Source organism: Lactococcus garvieae (assembly GCF_016027715.1).
In the GTDB taxonomy this organism is placed as follows: Bacteria; Bacillota; Bacilli; order Lactobacillales; family Streptococcaceae; genus Lactococcus; species Lactococcus garvieae_A.
In genome coordinates this window covers 1,163,541-1,177,995 of record NZ_CP065691.1, presented here as the reverse complement: position 1 = coordinate 1,177,995, position 14,455 = coordinate 1,163,541, and the positions used below count along the sequence as shown (strand labels likewise).

Annotated in this window: 15 protein-coding genes; 13 read left to right on the top strand and 2 right to left on the bottom strand. The window is 41.0% G+C overall.

Annotated features, from left to right (window positions below; all coding sequences use genetic code 11):
• The first annotated feature begins 1 nt into the window (after position 1).
• Both I6G50_RS05830 and I6G50_RS05825 read left to right on the top strand, forming a co-directional pair.
• Positions 2-922 (top strand): Gfo/Idh/MocA family protein, encoded by a 921-nt coding sequence (locus tag I6G50_RS05830; RefSeq protein WP_197908226.1) that lies wholly within the window; start codon positions 2-4, stop codon positions 920-922.
• A gap of 12 nt (positions 923-934) precedes the next feature.
• Positions 935-1,261 carry a heavy metal-binding domain-containing protein gene (locus tag I6G50_RS05825; protein WP_003135923.1) on the top strand — a complete coding sequence of 109 codons (327 nt, stop codon included), beginning with the start codon at positions 935-937 and terminating at the stop codon, positions 1,259-1,261.
• Between the two features lie 24 nt (positions 1,262-1,285).
• Here the strand turns inward: I6G50_RS05825 and I6G50_RS05820 are convergent, their stop codons facing one another.
• Both I6G50_RS05820 and I6G50_RS05815 read right to left on the bottom strand, forming a co-directional pair.
• Complete coding sequence (locus tag I6G50_RS05820) at positions 1,286-1,522, bottom strand: hypothetical protein (protein ID WP_197908225.1); 237 nt, start codon at positions 1,520-1,522, stop codon at positions 1,286-1,288.
• A 103-nt stretch (positions 1,523-1,625) separates the two neighbouring features.
• Positions 1,626-1,928, bottom strand: a complete 303-nt coding sequence (locus I6G50_RS05815) for a GIY-YIG nuclease family protein (protein ID WP_042753204.1) — start codon at positions 1,926-1,928, stop codon at positions 1,626-1,628.
• A gap of 104 nt (positions 1,929-2,032) precedes the next feature.
• Between I6G50_RS05815 and uvrA the strand changes: the two genes are divergently transcribed.
• The 11 genes from uvrA to lacC all read left to right on the top strand — a co-directional run bounded on the left by uvrA (position 2,033) and on the right by lacC (position 14,436).
• The gene (gene uvrA, locus I6G50_RS05810; protein WP_197908224.1) at positions 2,033-4,852 is read left to right on the top strand and encodes an excinuclease ABC subunit UvrA; all 2,820 of its coding nucleotides are present in this window, start codon (positions 2,033-2,035) and stop codon (positions 4,850-4,852) included.
• A gap of 175 nt (positions 4,853-5,027) precedes the next feature.
• Entirely contained in the window at positions 5,028-6,950 is a 1,923-nt protein-coding gene (locus I6G50_RS05805; RefSeq protein WP_197908223.1) for a fructose-1,6-bisphosphatase, read from the top strand.
• A gap of 48 nt (positions 6,951-6,998) precedes the next feature.
• The gene (locus tag I6G50_RS05800) at positions 6,999-7,751 is read left to right on the top strand and encodes a MurR/RpiR family transcriptional regulator (protein ID WP_003135914.1); all 753 of its coding nucleotides are present in this window, start codon (positions 6,999-7,001) and stop codon (positions 7,749-7,751) included.
• Positions 7,752-7,875: 124 nt separating this feature from the next.
• Positions 7,876-9,018, top strand: coding sequence for an N-acetylglucosamine-6-phosphate deacetylase (nagA, locus tag I6G50_RS05795; RefSeq protein ID WP_197908222.1), 1,143 nt, complete (start codon positions 7,876-7,878; stop codon positions 9,016-9,018).
• Positions 9,019-9,133: 115 nt separating this feature from the next.
• Positions 9,134-9,559 (top strand): PTS sugar transporter subunit IIA, encoded by a 426-nt coding sequence (locus I6G50_RS05790; RefSeq protein WP_232252337.1) that lies wholly within the window; start codon positions 9,134-9,136, stop codon positions 9,557-9,559.
• Positions 9,560-9,835, top strand: a complete 276-nt coding sequence (gene yajC / locus I6G50_RS05785) for a preprotein translocase subunit YajC (protein WP_042753203.1) — start codon at positions 9,560-9,562, stop codon at positions 9,833-9,835.
• A gap of 63 nt (positions 9,836-9,898) precedes the next feature.
• Positions 9,899-10,375 carry a PTS N-acetylgalactosamine transporter subunit IIB gene (gene agaV, locus I6G50_RS05780; RefSeq protein ID WP_003135908.1) on the top strand — a complete coding sequence of 159 codons (477 nt, stop codon included), beginning with the start codon at positions 9,899-9,901 and terminating at the stop codon, positions 10,373-10,375.
• Positions 10,376-10,531: 156 nt separating this feature from the next.
• Entirely contained in the window at positions 10,532-11,341 is an 810-nt protein-coding gene (locus I6G50_RS05775; RefSeq protein WP_003135906.1) for a PTS mannose/fructose/sorbose/N-acetylgalactosamine transporter subunit IIC, read from the top strand.
• Positions 11,331-12,170 carry a PTS system mannose/fructose/sorbose family transporter subunit IID gene (locus I6G50_RS05770; RefSeq protein WP_003135904.1) on the top strand — a complete coding sequence of 280 codons (840 nt, stop codon included), beginning with the start codon at positions 11,331-11,333 and terminating at the stop codon, positions 12,168-12,170. The genes I6G50_RS05775 and I6G50_RS05770 overlap by 11 nt, the downstream gene beginning before the upstream one ends.
• A 170-nt stretch (positions 12,171-12,340) precedes the next feature.
• Positions 12,341-13,492 (top strand): SIS domain-containing protein, encoded by a 1,152-nt coding sequence (locus I6G50_RS05765; RefSeq protein WP_197908221.1) that lies wholly within the window; start codon positions 12,341-12,343, stop codon positions 13,490-13,492.
• 14 nt (positions 13,493-13,506) lie between these two features.
• The gene (lacC, locus tag I6G50_RS05760) at positions 13,507-14,436 is read left to right on the top strand and encodes a tagatose-6-phosphate kinase (RefSeq protein WP_197908220.1); all 930 of its coding nucleotides are present in this window, start codon (positions 13,507-13,509) and stop codon (positions 14,434-14,436) included.
• The last annotated feature ends 19 nt before the right edge of the window (positions 14,437-14,455 follow it).

The window sequence follows — 14,455 nt, the reverse complement described above, 5'->3', positions numbered from 1 at the left end:
TATGATTATTGGAATTATTGGAGCAACGTCAAACATTGCAGGAAAAGCTTATCTTCCTGTTTACGCAAAGATGCAAGCCGAACACCGCTTTATCTTACACTCAAGAACATGGGAAAAAGCAGAAGAGATTCGTAAAAAGTATAAGTTTGAATATGCGACAACGGATCTAGGGGCCTTAGAAACCTGTGATATGGTGGCTATCCATGCGGCTACTGCACAGCACTTTGAGTTAGCCAAGCGCTATTTGAGTGCGGGTACACATGTCATGATGGATAAACCTATCTCTGAAAACTTTGAAGAAGTACAGGAGCTCCAACGCCTCGCCGAAGAAAACAATGTCCTCTTTGTGAGTGGCTTTAACCGTCGTTTTGCCCCAATGACTGATAAACTCAAAGAGGTAGAACAAAAGAACTTTATCAAAGTCAGTAAAAATCTCGCCAACAATGCAGCTGAAGTGCAGTTTACCTTGTATGATATTTTTATCCATCCTTTGGATACACTGATTTATCTGCTGGATGATGAGATTGAGCGTTACAGTTATCAGCTAGCGCTGACACCAGATAAGAAGATTTCACGGGTGATGGTGACCCTAAGAACCCAAACCTGTATGGGAATTGCCAGCATGAACTTGACAGCGGGTGCTTTTTCCGAGGAGTTTACGGTGGAAGCTGCAAGCGGCACTTATCGCTTATCAGAGCTGACGGACTTAGAGATTCTGACGGGACTAGATAAGCAAAAAATCGGCATCAACGGCTGGCAATCAGCGACCTATAATCGCGGCTTTGATAGCTTGGTGGCGGGTATGGTTGAAGCTGTTGCTAACTTTGACGGGCAAAATCGTGCCGAGCTCATGGAAAAGATGAAACAAAAAAATGTGCTGGATTCCCATGAAATTATTCATGAGATCTTAGACAAAATTTAAGAGGGAGAAACGATGAAAGATATTTTAATCCTTACTACAAATGATGCCCCAGGCTATCGTGTTGTTGAGATTTATGGTGAAGTTTTTGGGCTTACCACACGCTCACGTAATGTCTTTTCAAGCACGGGCCAACAGCTAAAAACGATTGTTGGTGGAGAAATAGCAGGTTACACCAAGCTACAACATGAGACGCGCGAGAGCGCGATTGAGCGCTTGGCAGAGGAAGCGCGTGACAAAGGAGCAAATGCCATCCTTGCGATGCGCTTTGATTCTTCAACTTTTGGAAATGTGGATTCTGTCGCAGCCTATGGTACAGCAGTCAAGTTAGAAAAAATATAAAAAACAAACCTCAAGGTTTGTTTTTTATAAATGAAGAATGGCTACAATAGCAAAAAGCACTAAAAAGATGGTATAAACACTAAACAAGATAAGGCGGGGAACCTTAGTGTATAGAGCGCGCATCAGCATACTAAGTACGCTAATCATAAACAGCATCGCAAAGCTCTGCACGGAAATTCTTTTAAAAATAAATACCCAAGCGAGGGTCAAGAGGGCCAGTGCACCGAGAGTAACAATAAAATCCAATAATATTTTTTTCATAAAAGGTCTCCTCTTTTTCGTTAAGTGTCTAAAGTTACATTTATATTTATTATATAACAAATGTTACTTTTAAACAAAAGAAACTCTAAAATAAAAAAGACATTTACTGTCCTCTTTTTTTCGCTTCAAGCACTTGTTCAAAGGTTTCTTTGAGTAGCTCTTCTTTAATAAGTTTAAGTTTTTGCGGCCGAGTGAGTTTATGCTTAAACCACCATTCACATTTTAGCGCTGTTGCTTTATCGTCAAATTCCACAGAGGTTATTAACTCCAGTGGGCGACGTGCCTTGGTGTATTTTGCCCCTTTGCCCGCATTGTGAGTTTCGAGACGTTTGGTCACGTTGTCAGTATAACCACAGTACAGAGTACCATCCGCACAACGCAAAACATATACAAAATAAGATTTCATGATAAGGCTATTGTACCCTAAAATATAGTATAATTGAAGTATCCTTACCGAAAATAAGAAATTCAGTTCCGTCCATACGGAATAGAAGTGAGAAGGGAAAATAAATGCCCCAAGATAAAATTGTTATACATGGTGCGAGAGAGCACAATTTAAAAAATATAGATGTTACTATTCCGCGTGATAAGTTAGTAGTTGTTACGGGAGTATCAGGATCAGGAAAGTCTTCCTTAGCTTTTGAAACGCTGTATGCAGAAGGCCAACGCCGTTACGTAGAATCATTATCTGCCTATGCGCGTCAGTTTTTAGGAAATATGGATAAACCAGATGTAGACAGCATCGATGGTTTGTCTCCAGCTATTTCTATCGATCAAAAAACAACAAGTAAAAACCCACGTTCCACTGTGGGGACAGTAACGGAGATTAACGACTATCTGCGCTTGCTTTTTGCGCGTGTCGGAAAACCTTACTGTATCAATGGTCACGGTCAAATTTCGGCACAGTCTGTTGAGGAAATTGTGGATCAGATTCTTGAGTTGCCTGAGAGAACACGTCTTCAAATTTTAGCGCCGATTGTTCGTGGCAAAAAAGGACAACATGTTAAGATATTTGAGCGTGTTCAAAAAGAAGGCTATGTCCGTGTTCGTGCAAACGGTGAAGTTTATGATGTGACAGAAGCACCCGAACTTGATAAAAATAAGAAACACAATATTGAAGTCGTTATTGACCGTATCGTCGTTAAGGAAGGTATCCGTTCACGTTTATTTGATTCAGTCGAAGCAGCCTTGCGTATCGCAGAAGGCTATGTGATTGTGGATAAGATGGATGGGGAAGAACTGCTTTTTAGTGAGTTTTATGCTTGTCCTGTCTGTGGTTTTACTGTGCCTGAGCTGGAGCCTCGTCTCTTTTCATTTAATGCACCTTTTGGCTCATGTCCAGACTGTGATGGATTAGGAATGAAAAATGAAGTCGATCCTGACTTGGTTATTCCAGATGACAGCAAAACCTTACGTGAGGGCGCTGTAGCTGCTTGGAATCCTATCTCATCTAACTATTACCCAACGATGCTGGAATGTGCCAGTCGTGATTTTGGTATAGATATGGATACGCCTTGGGCGGATTTGCCAGAAGAGCATAAAGATATTATTCTTCACGGTTCAGGCAAACGGAAATTCCATTTTTACTATGTAGGGGATTTTGGTAACGTGTCTAACAAGGACATGGTCTTCCCTGGCATTATCAACAATATTAATCGCCGTTTCCGTGAAACTTCAAGTGATTATACACGTGAATACCTTCGGGGTTATATGAGAGAGTTGACATGTACGACGTGTCATGGCTACCGTCTCAACGACCAAGCATTGTCAGTTAAGGTAGGCGGCAAGCATATCGGGGAACTCTCAAACCTAGCCATTGGTGACGAGTTAGAGTTTCTTGGTCAACTCGCTTTGACAGCGAACGATGAAATGATTGCTGAACCAATTGTGAAAGAAATCAAGGACCGTTTATCCTTCTTGAAAAATGTTGGTTTAGATTATCTGACTCTTTCTCGTGCTTCTGGAACTTTGTCGGGTGGTGAATCACAACGGATTCGTTTAGCGACACAGATTGGTTCAAACTTATCTGGCGTCCTTTATATCCTTGATGAACCATCTATTGGTCTACATCAAAGAGATAATGACCGCTTGATTGAGTCCCTTCAAAAGATGCGTGATCTCGGAAATACCCTCATCGTTGTTGAACATGATGAAGACACGATGAGAGCCGCCGACTGGCTGATTGATGTTGGGCCAGGAGCGGGCGATTTGGGTGGAGAAATCATCGCCTCAGGCACGCCAGCACAGGTTGCGAAAAACAAGAATTCTTTGACAGGTAAATATTTGTCAGGAAAACGTTCCATACCTGTACCCGAAAAACGTCGTAAGATTGATAAGAAGCGGATGGTTAAAGTTACAGGAGCTTCCGAGAATAACTTGCAAAATATTGATGCGCAATTTCCTTTGGGCATCATGACTGCTGTGACAGGTGTTTCAGGGTCAGGTAAGTCTACTCTAGTTAACTCTATCTTGAAGAAAACCTTGGCACAAAAGCTTAACCATAATTCAGAGAAACCAGGCAAGCATAGGAAAGTCACAGGCTATGAAGAAATTGAACGTCTGATTGATATTGACCAATCACCGATTGGGCGGACACCTCGCTCAAATCCTGCGACGTATACCTCTGTTTTTGATGATATTCGCGGTCTTTTCGCTGAAACAAATGAAGCTAAAATTCGTGGATACAAAAAAGGACGTTTCTCTTTCAATGTCAAAGGCGGACGTTGTGAAGCCTGCTCTGGTGACGGTATTATCAAGATTGAGATGCACTTCTTACCTGATGTTTATGTCCCTTGTGAAATCTGTCATGGGAAACGATACAATTCAGAAACATTGGAGGTACATTATAAAGGAAAAAATATCTCTGAAATTCTGGATATGCGTGTCTCAGATGCACTAGAATTCTTCCGTCATATCCCCAAAATTGAACGCAAATTACAAACCATTGTTGATGTTGGCTTAGGCTATGTGACTTTGGGTCAACCGGCTACCACCTTGTCTGGTGGTGAAGCGCAACGGATGAAACTTGCGTCAGAACTTCAAAAACGAAGTACGGGTAAGAGCTTCTACATCTTGGATGAACCAACCACTGGTTTGCACAGTGAAGATATTGCGACTTTGATTAAAGTGTTGGATCGCTTGGTGGATCAAGGAAATACTATCGTCGTTATTGAGCATAATCTCGATGTGATTAAAACGGCTGATTATATTATTGATTTAGGTCCAGAAGGTGGTGCAGGCGGAGGGACTGTTTTAGCAACAGGTACTCCAGAAGAAGTTGCGAAGGTTGCGGACTCTTACACCGGGCAGTATTTAAAGTTAAAATTATAATTTAAAACTTCAAAAAGATCAAAAAAGTAAAGACTTCTCTTTACTTTTTTTATTTTAAAATTAAGAGCGTTGAACGGAAGTTTGAAGAAAGCGCTTTACTAAAAAGCTTAAAAATAATATAATGGAGCCATGTTGTTTTTACACGCGTGTAAAGATGAGAGGAGAACTTCAATTCATGGACGAAAAGTACTATAAGCTGTTAAAAGAGCAGTTTGTATCAAAAGAAGCAGTCTTGACCGAAATAATCAATCTCAGTGCTATTTGTGAGCTTCCTAAAGGGACAGAGCATTTTGTAAGTGACATACATGGGGAATACGATGCGTTTAATCATGTTTTGCGTAATGGTTCGGGGTCGATTAAAGAAAAACTACGTGAATGTTTTCCTGAACTCGATCCAACGGAGATTTCGGAACTTGCAACCTTGATTTATTATCCGGAAGAAAAGCTGGCTTCAAAAGAAGGCCAACTTTCGCACGAAGCTTTCGCCTACTATTGCCGTGAGAACTTGATTTCCTTATTGAAACTTGCGCGTTTTGCAGGGAAAAAATATACACGTTCTAAAGTGCGCAAAGCTTTTCCAGAGAAGTTTCGTTATATTCTTGAGGAATTAAAACATGAAGTCGAGTCAAGCTCAGAGAAGCGTGCTTATTTTGACTCCATCATTGAAAAACTTCAGCATCTTGGTGAACTTCCGAACTTAATCATTGCTCTGGCAGATAGTGTGAGACGTTTGACTGTCGATCACTTACATGTGGTAGGTGATATTTATGATCGAGGGCCTTATCCAGATAAGATTATCGATCGTTTGATAAGTATGCCCTCAGTTGATGTCCAATGGGGCAATCACGATATTATCTGGATGGCAGTTATGGCAGGTTCTCCACTCGCCATGATGAACGTTATTCGTATCAGTTCCCGCTATGGTAATCTGGATATTCTTGAAGATTCTTATGGGATTAATTTACGGCCGCTGATCGAATATGCGGAGCGTTATTATGAGCCAAGTTCTGCTTTTGCACCTCGTCTGACAGAGGGAGAATACCTGTCACAGCAGGAGTGCGATTTGTTGAACAAACTCCAACAAGCAACAGCGATTTTACAGTTTAAGTTAGAAAGCCAACTGATAGCCCGGCGCCCTGATTTTCATTTGGAAGAACGTGATGTGTTGCATTTCATTAATTATGATGAAAACAGAATCACGCTTAAAGATAAGCAGTATGATCTGCAAGATTTTCAAGCACCAACAGTTGACCCCTTGGAACCTGAGCAATTAACCGCTGAAGAAGAATTACTTCTAAAAAAATTATTGAAAAATTTTCAAACGTCACAGAAACTAAAGAAACACATTGATTTTCTTTTAGAAAAAGGCTCAATGTATCTTTCATACAATGGCAATCTTTTGATTCATGGTTGCTTGCCTCTTCATGAAAATGGAGATTTCAAGTGCTTTAGGCTTGAAGGAGAAGGTTATTCTGGGCGTGAATTACTGGATCTTTTTGAACACCATGTGAGAAAAAGTTTAGCACAGCCAGATGTGGAAGAAGACTTATCCACAGACTTGCTCTGGTATCTCTGGGTGGGAGAATCTTCCTCACTTTTTGGTAAAGAGGCAATGACAACTTTTGAGCGCTATTATATCGCTGATAAAGCAACTCATGTGGAGAAGAAAAACCCGTATTATCGTCTAAGAGAAGAGCCTGAGACGATTAGTCGCATTTTGAAGAACTTTGGTATGGATGAAAAGGGTCATATCATCAATGGACATACTCCTGTGAAAGAGAAAAAAGGTGAGGAACCCATCAAAGCAGGTGGCAAATTAATTGTTATTGATGGTGGTTTTTCAAAACCTTATCAAAAAGAAACGGGAATAGCTGGCTATACTTTGCTTTATAACAGTTATGGTATGCAGCTGGCAGCGCATGAACCATTTAAAACCATCAAAGCAGCAGTGGAAGATGGCAGCGATATTGTCAGCGTAAAAAGGTTGGTTGATAGAGTTGAAGAAAGAACCTGTGTGAAAGAGACTAATATTGGGCAGGAACTCTTGAAAACGATAGAAGATTTAGAATATCTTTTTGAAAATTATGAAAAATATTGACTTAGCTTTAAACAAAGGCAGAGGATTCGAGATTAAAAGGAGAAACGTATGAAAAAGTTGAGTGAAGCAGAGTCCTATTGTTGGAATCATATTCAAGATAATTTGAGCAGGATACCTAACTTATCTATATCTATACTGGCAACTGAATCGCATGTCAGTGTCTCAACGGTTAATCGAACGTTGAAAAAAATGGGGTATGATGGCTATTCAGACTTTAAGCAGACGATACGGAATACAAAGAACGAAAGACGTAAAAATGGTTTTTCAAAAGAAGTAAATCAAGCTATTCGTAAAAATGAAATAGAGATTACGCGGACGATAAACCAGCTCTCGGCCGATGATATCGAGGAAGCGATTAAACTGATTGACCATCACAGTAAGATTCTTATTTTTTGTGCGGGGCTAAGCTCCAATGTGGCGCGTGAGATGATGGACAAGTTGCAACTTTTTGGAAAACTTTGTGTTATTCATGATGATTTCGATTATATGAAATATTTTGCCAATCGGGTCAATCGTGACTATCTGATCGTCGTCTTTTCTTTAAGTGGTGAAACGCCTGAGATAGTGTCCGCTCTTCAAAAAGCTAAAAACCATGGGGCAAAGATTATTGCCCTTGTGGGAGCCATGCCTAGTTCCATTGGCAGTCAGGCTGATGTGTATATCCATGCTTACAAGTCCACACAAAAGACGATTAATTTCGGTTTAGATGTGGGTAGTCGGATGTGCTTACAAGTCGTCAATCGCATCTTATTGGATGCCTTTGCGCTTTACAAAAACTTAGCGCCGATACGTGAAAGCTAAAAAACAGAGAACTCTGAAGTTCTCTGTTTTTTTGGAAAAGTTTCCATCGTTATAAGTATAAATTTGGAAAAATTTACTCTAAGTCCTGATTTATACTAAGAAAAAAGACAAATGGAGGCACAATATGACTTACTATATCAAAGCGGATAAGTTTTTCTATCCTTACCAAACGCTCACAGGTGGATTCTTAGAGATAAGAGACGGGAAGTTTGGAGAGCATGTTCAAGAAATTCCTGAAGAAGCTGAGGTTAAAGATTACTCCGGTTATTGGATCGCGCCAGGGCTTGTAGACACTCACATCCACGGCTTTGATGGTGCAGATGTGATGGATGGACAAGAAGAACTGCTGGATAAGATGAGTCAAGGATTATTTAGAGCGGGTGTTACTTCATGGATTCCGACACCGCTCACTGGGGATCATGAACGCCTGCGGGAAGTCTGTGAGATTATTGGAAATTATCGTCCGACAGGGACGGGCGCGAAAATTCAAGGTATTTTCTTTGAAGGCCCTTATTTTACAACAGAACACAAAGGGGCCCAAAATCCAACATACATGACCGATCCTAGCGTGAAAGAATTTGAACAATGGAATCAGTCTGCCCAATCAATGATACGAAAAATCGCTGTGGCTCCTGAGCGTAAGGGAAGTTTAGACTTTATACGTGCTTTGGATAGGAGCGGGATAACGGTTGCTTTAGGGCATTCTAATGCTTCTTTAGAGCAGGCAACAGCAGCAATAGAAGCCGGTGCTTCCGTTTTTGTTCATACTTTCAATGGCATGAGTGCCTTTAATCATAGAGAGCCTGGTATGGTTGGAGCTGCTTTGAGTACACCCGATACTTATACAGAGTTAATCTGTGATGGACAGCACGTACATCCTACAGCAGCCAAGGTAATGATACAAGCTAAAGGCGCTGCACACACGGTTTTAATCACAGATGCGATGCGTGCAGCAGGTATGCCTGATGGCGACTATATGCTGGGAGAGTTTGCCGTTACTGTGAAAGAAGGTGCGGCCCACCTCAAAGAAGGAAATAGCTTGGCTGGTTCGGTCTTAATGCTAAAGGATGCAGTGAAAAATGTTGTAGACTGGGGGATTGCTACTCCTGAGGAAGCCATTATGATGGCGACTTTATCTGCCGCTAAATCAATCAATATTGCGGACCGTTGCGGACAGATCAAGCCAGAACATGCGGCTGATTTTATCGCTCTTAGTCCCGATATGACCTTGAAAGCCGTCTATTCAGATGGCGTGAAAGTTTTGTAAGCGTTTAATTTGGAAAAATTTACCAAAGTATGGACTATTATCTGGAAAAATTTCCTGTAATTTATAACTTATAATATTTATAAATCACAAGGAAAGACATTTAGAAATGAGGATAATGATGAAAGCATTAATTTCTGGACACGCTAATTTTGCGGAAGGGATGAAGAGTGCAGTAGAGTTAATCACTGGACCACAAGAAAATTTGATGATTTTGCCTTTTGATGAAGCCACTAATCTTGAAGAGTACCAAAAGTCCTTAGTTGAATTTTGTGCAGGAGATGACGAAGGGGTAATCTTTACCGACCTTCTGGGTGGAACTCCTTTTAACAAATCGATGATTGCAAAAGAGGGCAGAGAAAATATTCATATCTTTACAGGAACGAATCTTCCGATGCTTATTGAGTTTGTCTCACAAGCTATGATCGGTTCAGAGAGTCCTTTAATGCTGGATATGGCTTCGTCAACAGCTAAAGAGGGTATCACTCTGGATTTAGCATTAGGCGGTAAAGTGCAAGAAGACGAAGAAAGTGATGGCATCTAAATGAACGGAGAATTTATTATCAATAGTTCACTGGTTTTTATAGCTTTCCTTTTTATCGGCGGTACCTTTTATAGTATTGTAAGTGGTTTACAGTTTAGTAAAAGAAAAAAAGTGATTGCAGAGCTTCATCAAAAACTTGCGGTAGGAAATGAAATCATGTTCAGTGGTGGGTTAACGGGTACTATTACACAGCTGGATGAAGAATTTTGCCGAGTTAAGCTTGCGGATAAGCTCGATATTAAAGTGTCGCGTTATGCGATTACACAGATTTTATAAAATTGATAACATCTTGAGTCTCATAAATGGGATTCAAATCTTATATTAAGAAAGGTCATTATTATGCCAAATATTTTACTCACTCGTATCGACAATCGGTTGATTCATGGTCAAGTTGCGACTCAATGGAACAGCTATGTTGGTTCAAATCTCTTGCTTGTAGCTAACGATAATGTTGCGAGTAATCCACAGCGTCAGTCTCTCATGGATATGGCAGCTCCAACAGGTGTAGCCACACGTTATTTTAGCCTACAAAAAACGATTGATGTTATCAGCAAGGCAGCTGATCGTCAGCTTATTTTTATCATCTGTGAAACACCTAAGGATGTTTTGCGATTAGTTGAAGGCGGTGTACCGATTAAAAAAGTCAATATCGGTAATATGCACATGTCAGAAGGAAAACGTCAAGTTGCGACAGTTATTGCCGTCGATGATGAAGATGTGGCAGCATTCAAGAAGCTCAAAGAGCTTGGGGTGGAACTTGAGATTCAGCGCGTGCCAACTACAGCAATCGAGCCATTGGATAAATTGTTTAATTAAAGGTATAGTCTACATTAATTTTGGGAACAAGAGATTTTGTTAGAGATAAGATTACGGTTAGAAGGGGAACAGGATTTCTGCCAAATTCAGAAACTGTTCTGGAGCGTGGGATTCATTTCTAATAAAATCACATAAAAAATATAAGGAGAAAAACTTATGGATGCTTCCATTTTTCAGATTATTTTGATCTTTGCCGTAACTTTTGTAGTTGCCATTGATCAATTTAGTTTATTTCAATCTCTGTACCAACCGATCGTAACAGGTCTGGTAATCGGTCTTATTTTAGGTGATGTTCAAACCGGTCTGATCGTCGGTGGTACTTATCAACTTATGACTATTGGTAACATGCCAGTCGGAGGGGCACAACCTCCTAATGCTGTTATTGGTGGTATCATGGCAACCGTGCTTGCTATTTCGCTTGGGCTTGAACCTGCGGCCGCTGTTGCTACAGCTATCCCATTCTCACTGCTTGGTCAATATGGTGTAACCTTGATTTTCACTGTTATGGCGCCAGTAATGGGTGTGGCAGACAAATACGCAGAAGAAGCAAATCCAGCCGGTATTGCTAAGATTAACTGGTTGGCTATGTGTGCACTCGGGACTATCTTTGGTGTAGTTGTAACACTCTTCTTCGTCGGTGGCCAAGCGTTTGGGGATACAGTTGTAAATGCTATCCCAGCATGGCTCATGAGTGGACTCGGTGCAGCAGGTAATATGATGCGCTATGTCGGTTTTGCCATTCTGATCAAAGTAATGGTTTCAAAAGAACTATGGGGCTTCTATTTCCTTGGGTTCGTACTTGCTGTTGTTGTCACAGGTATTGAAGCACTTAAGGGTCCTGCATTACTTTTACTTGCCGTTATTGGTTTTGCATTCGCTTATTGGGATTTCCAAATGAATACAAAACTGAAAGCAGCTGCGGCTACAGCACCAGCTAGTGAAGGAGATTATGAAGATGGTATATAATATCCCTGATAATTACTCAAATCAAACACCAGCACCACAACTTGATAAGAAAACTCTTAACAAAATGGTTTGGCGCTCCGTTTATCTACAAGCATCTTTTAACTATGAACGTATGCAAGCGGGGGGATGGCTTTATTCTATCCTGCCAGGTTTGGAAAAAATCCATACGGATAAAAAAGACCTGTCTGCATCCATGGCACATAACTTGGAGTTCTTCAATACGCACCCATTTCTTGTGAATTTCGTTATGGGGATTGTGCTCTCCCTTGAGCAAAACAAAACTGATATTCAAACGATTCGTGCGGTCCGCGTCGCAGCGATGGGGCCTCTCGGAGGTATTGGTGACGCACTCTTCTGGTTTACGCTTGTTCCAATTACAGCAGGTATCACAGCCAATATGGCAATTGCTGGTAATATTGCTGCTCCATTTATCTTCTTATTCATCTTTAATGCCGTACAGTTTGGACTACGTTATTTCCTTATGCACTGGTCATATAAGAAGGGGACAGATGCAATCAGTATCATGACAGCCAATGCAAAGGAATTCACACGTGCGGCCTCTATCCTTGGTATTTTCGTAGTTGGTGCATTAACTTCAGCTATGGGAGCGACTTCCGTTAAAATCATCATTCCCAATGGCGAAGCAAAAATCGATATTCAAGCCATTTTAGATGGTATCTTGCCCTCAATGCTTCCTCTAGGATTGACTATGCTTTTGTTCTTCCTTATGCAAAAACATAAATGGACACCAATCCGCTGTATTATCCTCCTTCTCTGTCTGGGTATTCTTGGATCAGGGATGGGCATCTGGCCATCAATCTGGCCTTAAAATTAAGAAAAGCAGATGAGATTTATCATCTACTTTTTTTATTTTGAAGACAGGAAAAATCAGGAAAAATTTCCGTTTGTTAAAAGCTTCATTTGGAAAATTTTCCTATGGTTAGCACCTTATAATGGATACCATAAGATTAAAGTAAATATAGAAATCGAGGGAAGAACATGCTTCAATTACCAGAAGAACGACTTAAGGAACTAGGCGCGGATATTACTGTGGGAGAAACTTTGGGGCAGCCCGCCCTCTGGCGTAAAGTTTTTGAAGAATATGCCGAAAGAAAAACAGAAATTGAGGCTTTCTTGGCAAATCTTGTAGAAAAGCATAGCTTTATTCGTGTGATTTTTACAGGCGCAGGAAGTTCACAGTATGTAGGCGACACAGTACTTAAAAGTTTGATTGAGTTGGGAGATACGGAACATTTTCGTTTTGAATCAATCGGGACAACGGATATCGTCGCAGCGCCCCAAGCCACTTTGGAAAAGGATACACCAACCCTACTGGTTTCCTTTGCCCGAAGCGGAAATTCACCTGAATCTGTGGCTGCAGTTGATATTGTAGAAGAGCTTGTAGAAGACAGTTACCAGCTGGTTATCACTTGTGCCAAGGATGGTAAGTTAGCTCAGCTAGCCCTCACAATGGAAAATGCTTTTACCTGTATCCTACCCGACGAGTCCAACGACAAAGGCTTTGCCATGACGGGATCATGCAGCTCAATGACTCTTTTGGCAACACTTATTTTCTCAACAGAAGAACTTTCAGATAAAGAAAAGCAAGTCCATATCGCTGCGGACTTGGCTGAAGATGTCTTTCAGCGTGAAACAGAAATCGTAAGTTATCTCAATGACGATACAGACCGTATGGTCTATGTTGGCTCAAGTACCCTTTCCGGTTTTGTACGGGAGGCACAACTTAAAGTTCTTGAATTAACCGCAGGTAAAATCGCAACAATGTTTGACAGCTCAATGGGCTTCCGTCACGGACCTAAGTCTTTCATTAACGAAAACACAGTTGTCTTCGTCTTCGCAGCGAATACGCCATACACTCGTCAATATGACTTGGACCTCTATAATGAAGTTGCTGGTGACGCGATTGCACAGCGAACTGTCGTCATCGGACAACACATTTCTGAGGGCTTTGCTTATAAGGAAGCGCCAGAACTTAAGGAAGCATATCTCGTCTTCCCAGCCTTTGCTTTTGCCCACGTTATTTCCTTAAATGCTTCAATTTTGGTGAAAAATACACCAGACACACCATCGGCATCAGGTACAGTTAACCGTGTAGTAAAAGGTGTGATTATCCATCCTCTGGAAAAATAGGAGAGCAGTAAAATATGAGTATCTTAACAGTCACACTCAATCCTGCGATTGATATATCCTATCCTTTGGAAACTTTCCACTTAAACACAGTCAATCGCGTGGCACAAGCGCGAAAAACGGCTGGTGGCAAAGGACTTAATGTATCCCGTGTGCTGAAAGAATTAGGCGCAGATGTCTTGGCGACAGGGTTTGCGGATGATATTTTAGGGGCTGAAATTATCGAAAACTTAAAAAGTGACGGTATCGAAAGCCAGTTCACCAAGATTTCGGGAAAAACACGCAACTGTATTGCGATTTTGCATGAAGGACAGCAGACTGAGATTTTAGAAAAAGGGCCACGGATTTTAAAAGAAGAAGCGGAACACTTTATCCATAATTTTGAAGAAATTGTAGCCAAAGTCGACGTAATCACTATTTCAGGCTCTTTACCTGAAGGTTTACCGGAAAATTTCTATTCAGAACTCATCAAAATTGCGAATAAACAAGACAAAAAAGTTGTTTTGGACTGTTCTGGGAAAGCACTTGAAGCGGTGCTCAAAAGCAACTATAAACCACACCTCATCAAGCCGAACTTGGATGAATTGTCCGACTTGCTAGGCAAAGAGGTAACCTTAGAAAATATCGAAGACAGCCTAAAGGATAAGCTGTTTGAGGGTATTGAGTGGATTGTGGTTTCGCTTGGAAAAGATGGCGCATTTGCTAAAGTTTCCGACAAATTTTATCGTGTGAAAATCCCTAAGATTGAGGTTGACAATCCTGTCGGTTCAGGAGACTCAACGGTTGCAGGCCTTGCCTATGGGATAAGTCGTCATGAATCGATCGAGGAAACATTGAAACGCGCCAATGTTTGTGGCATGCTGAATGCGCAAGAAGCTAAAACAGGCCATATCGATATGGCAAATTATCAAGCTTTGTTTGAGCAACTCAAAGTAGAAAAAATATAAAACAAAGACTTACAAGAGG

What these genes read in the sequence shown, in the direction of transcription:
- I6G50_RS05770 (WP_003135904.1), top strand. Translation starts at nt 11,331, where the DNA reads ATGGTATATAATATCCCTGATAATTACTCAAATCAAACACCAGCACCA.
- I6G50_RS05830 (WP_197908226.1), top strand. Translation starts at nt 2, where the DNA reads ATGATTATTGGAATTATTGGAGCAACGTCAAACATTGCAGGAAAAGCT.
- I6G50_RS05775 (WP_003135906.1), top strand. Translation starts at nt 10,532, where the DNA reads ATGGATGCTTCCATTTTTCAGATTATTTTGATCTTTGCCGTAACTTTT.
- nagA (WP_197908222.1), top strand. Translation starts at nt 7,876, where the DNA reads ATGACTTACTATATCAAAGCGGATAAGTTTTTCTATCCTTACCAAACG.
- lacC (WP_197908220.1), top strand. Translation starts at nt 13,507, where the DNA reads ATGAGTATCTTAACAGTCACACTCAATCCTGCGATTGATATATCCTAT.
- I6G50_RS05790 (WP_232252337.1), top strand. Translation starts at nt 9,134, where the DNA reads ATGATGAAAGCATTAATTTCTGGACACGCTAATTTTGCGGAAGGGATG.
- agaV (WP_003135908.1), top strand. Translation starts at nt 9,899, where the DNA reads ATGCCAAATATTTTACTCACTCGTATCGACAATCGGTTGATTCATGGT.
- I6G50_RS05800 (WP_003135914.1), top strand. Translation starts at nt 6,999, where the DNA reads ATGAAAAAGTTGAGTGAAGCAGAGTCCTATTGTTGGAATCATATTCAA.
- I6G50_RS05815 (WP_042753204.1), bottom strand. Translation starts at nt 1,928, where the DNA reads ATGAAATCTTATTTTGTATATGTTTTGCGTTGTGCGGATGGTACTCTG.
- I6G50_RS05825 (WP_003135923.1), top strand. Translation starts at nt 935, where the DNA reads ATGAAAGATATTTTAATCCTTACTACAAATGATGCCCCAGGCTATCGT.
- yajC (WP_042753203.1), top strand. Translation starts at nt 9,560, where the DNA reads ATGAACGGAGAATTTATTATCAATAGTTCACTGGTTTTTATAGCTTTC.
- I6G50_RS05765 (WP_197908221.1), top strand. Translation starts at nt 12,341, where the DNA reads ATGCTTCAATTACCAGAAGAACGACTTAAGGAACTAGGCGCGGATATT.
- I6G50_RS05805 (WP_197908223.1), top strand. Translation starts at nt 5,028, where the DNA reads ATGGACGAAAAGTACTATAAGCTGTTAAAAGAGCAGTTTGTATCAAAA.
- I6G50_RS05820 (WP_197908225.1), bottom strand. Translation starts at nt 1,522, where the DNA reads ATGAAAAAAATATTATTGGATTTTATTGTTACTCTCGGTGCACTGGCC.
- uvrA (WP_197908224.1), top strand. Translation starts at nt 2,033, where the DNA reads ATGCCCCAAGATAAAATTGTTATACATGGTGCGAGAGAGCACAATTTA.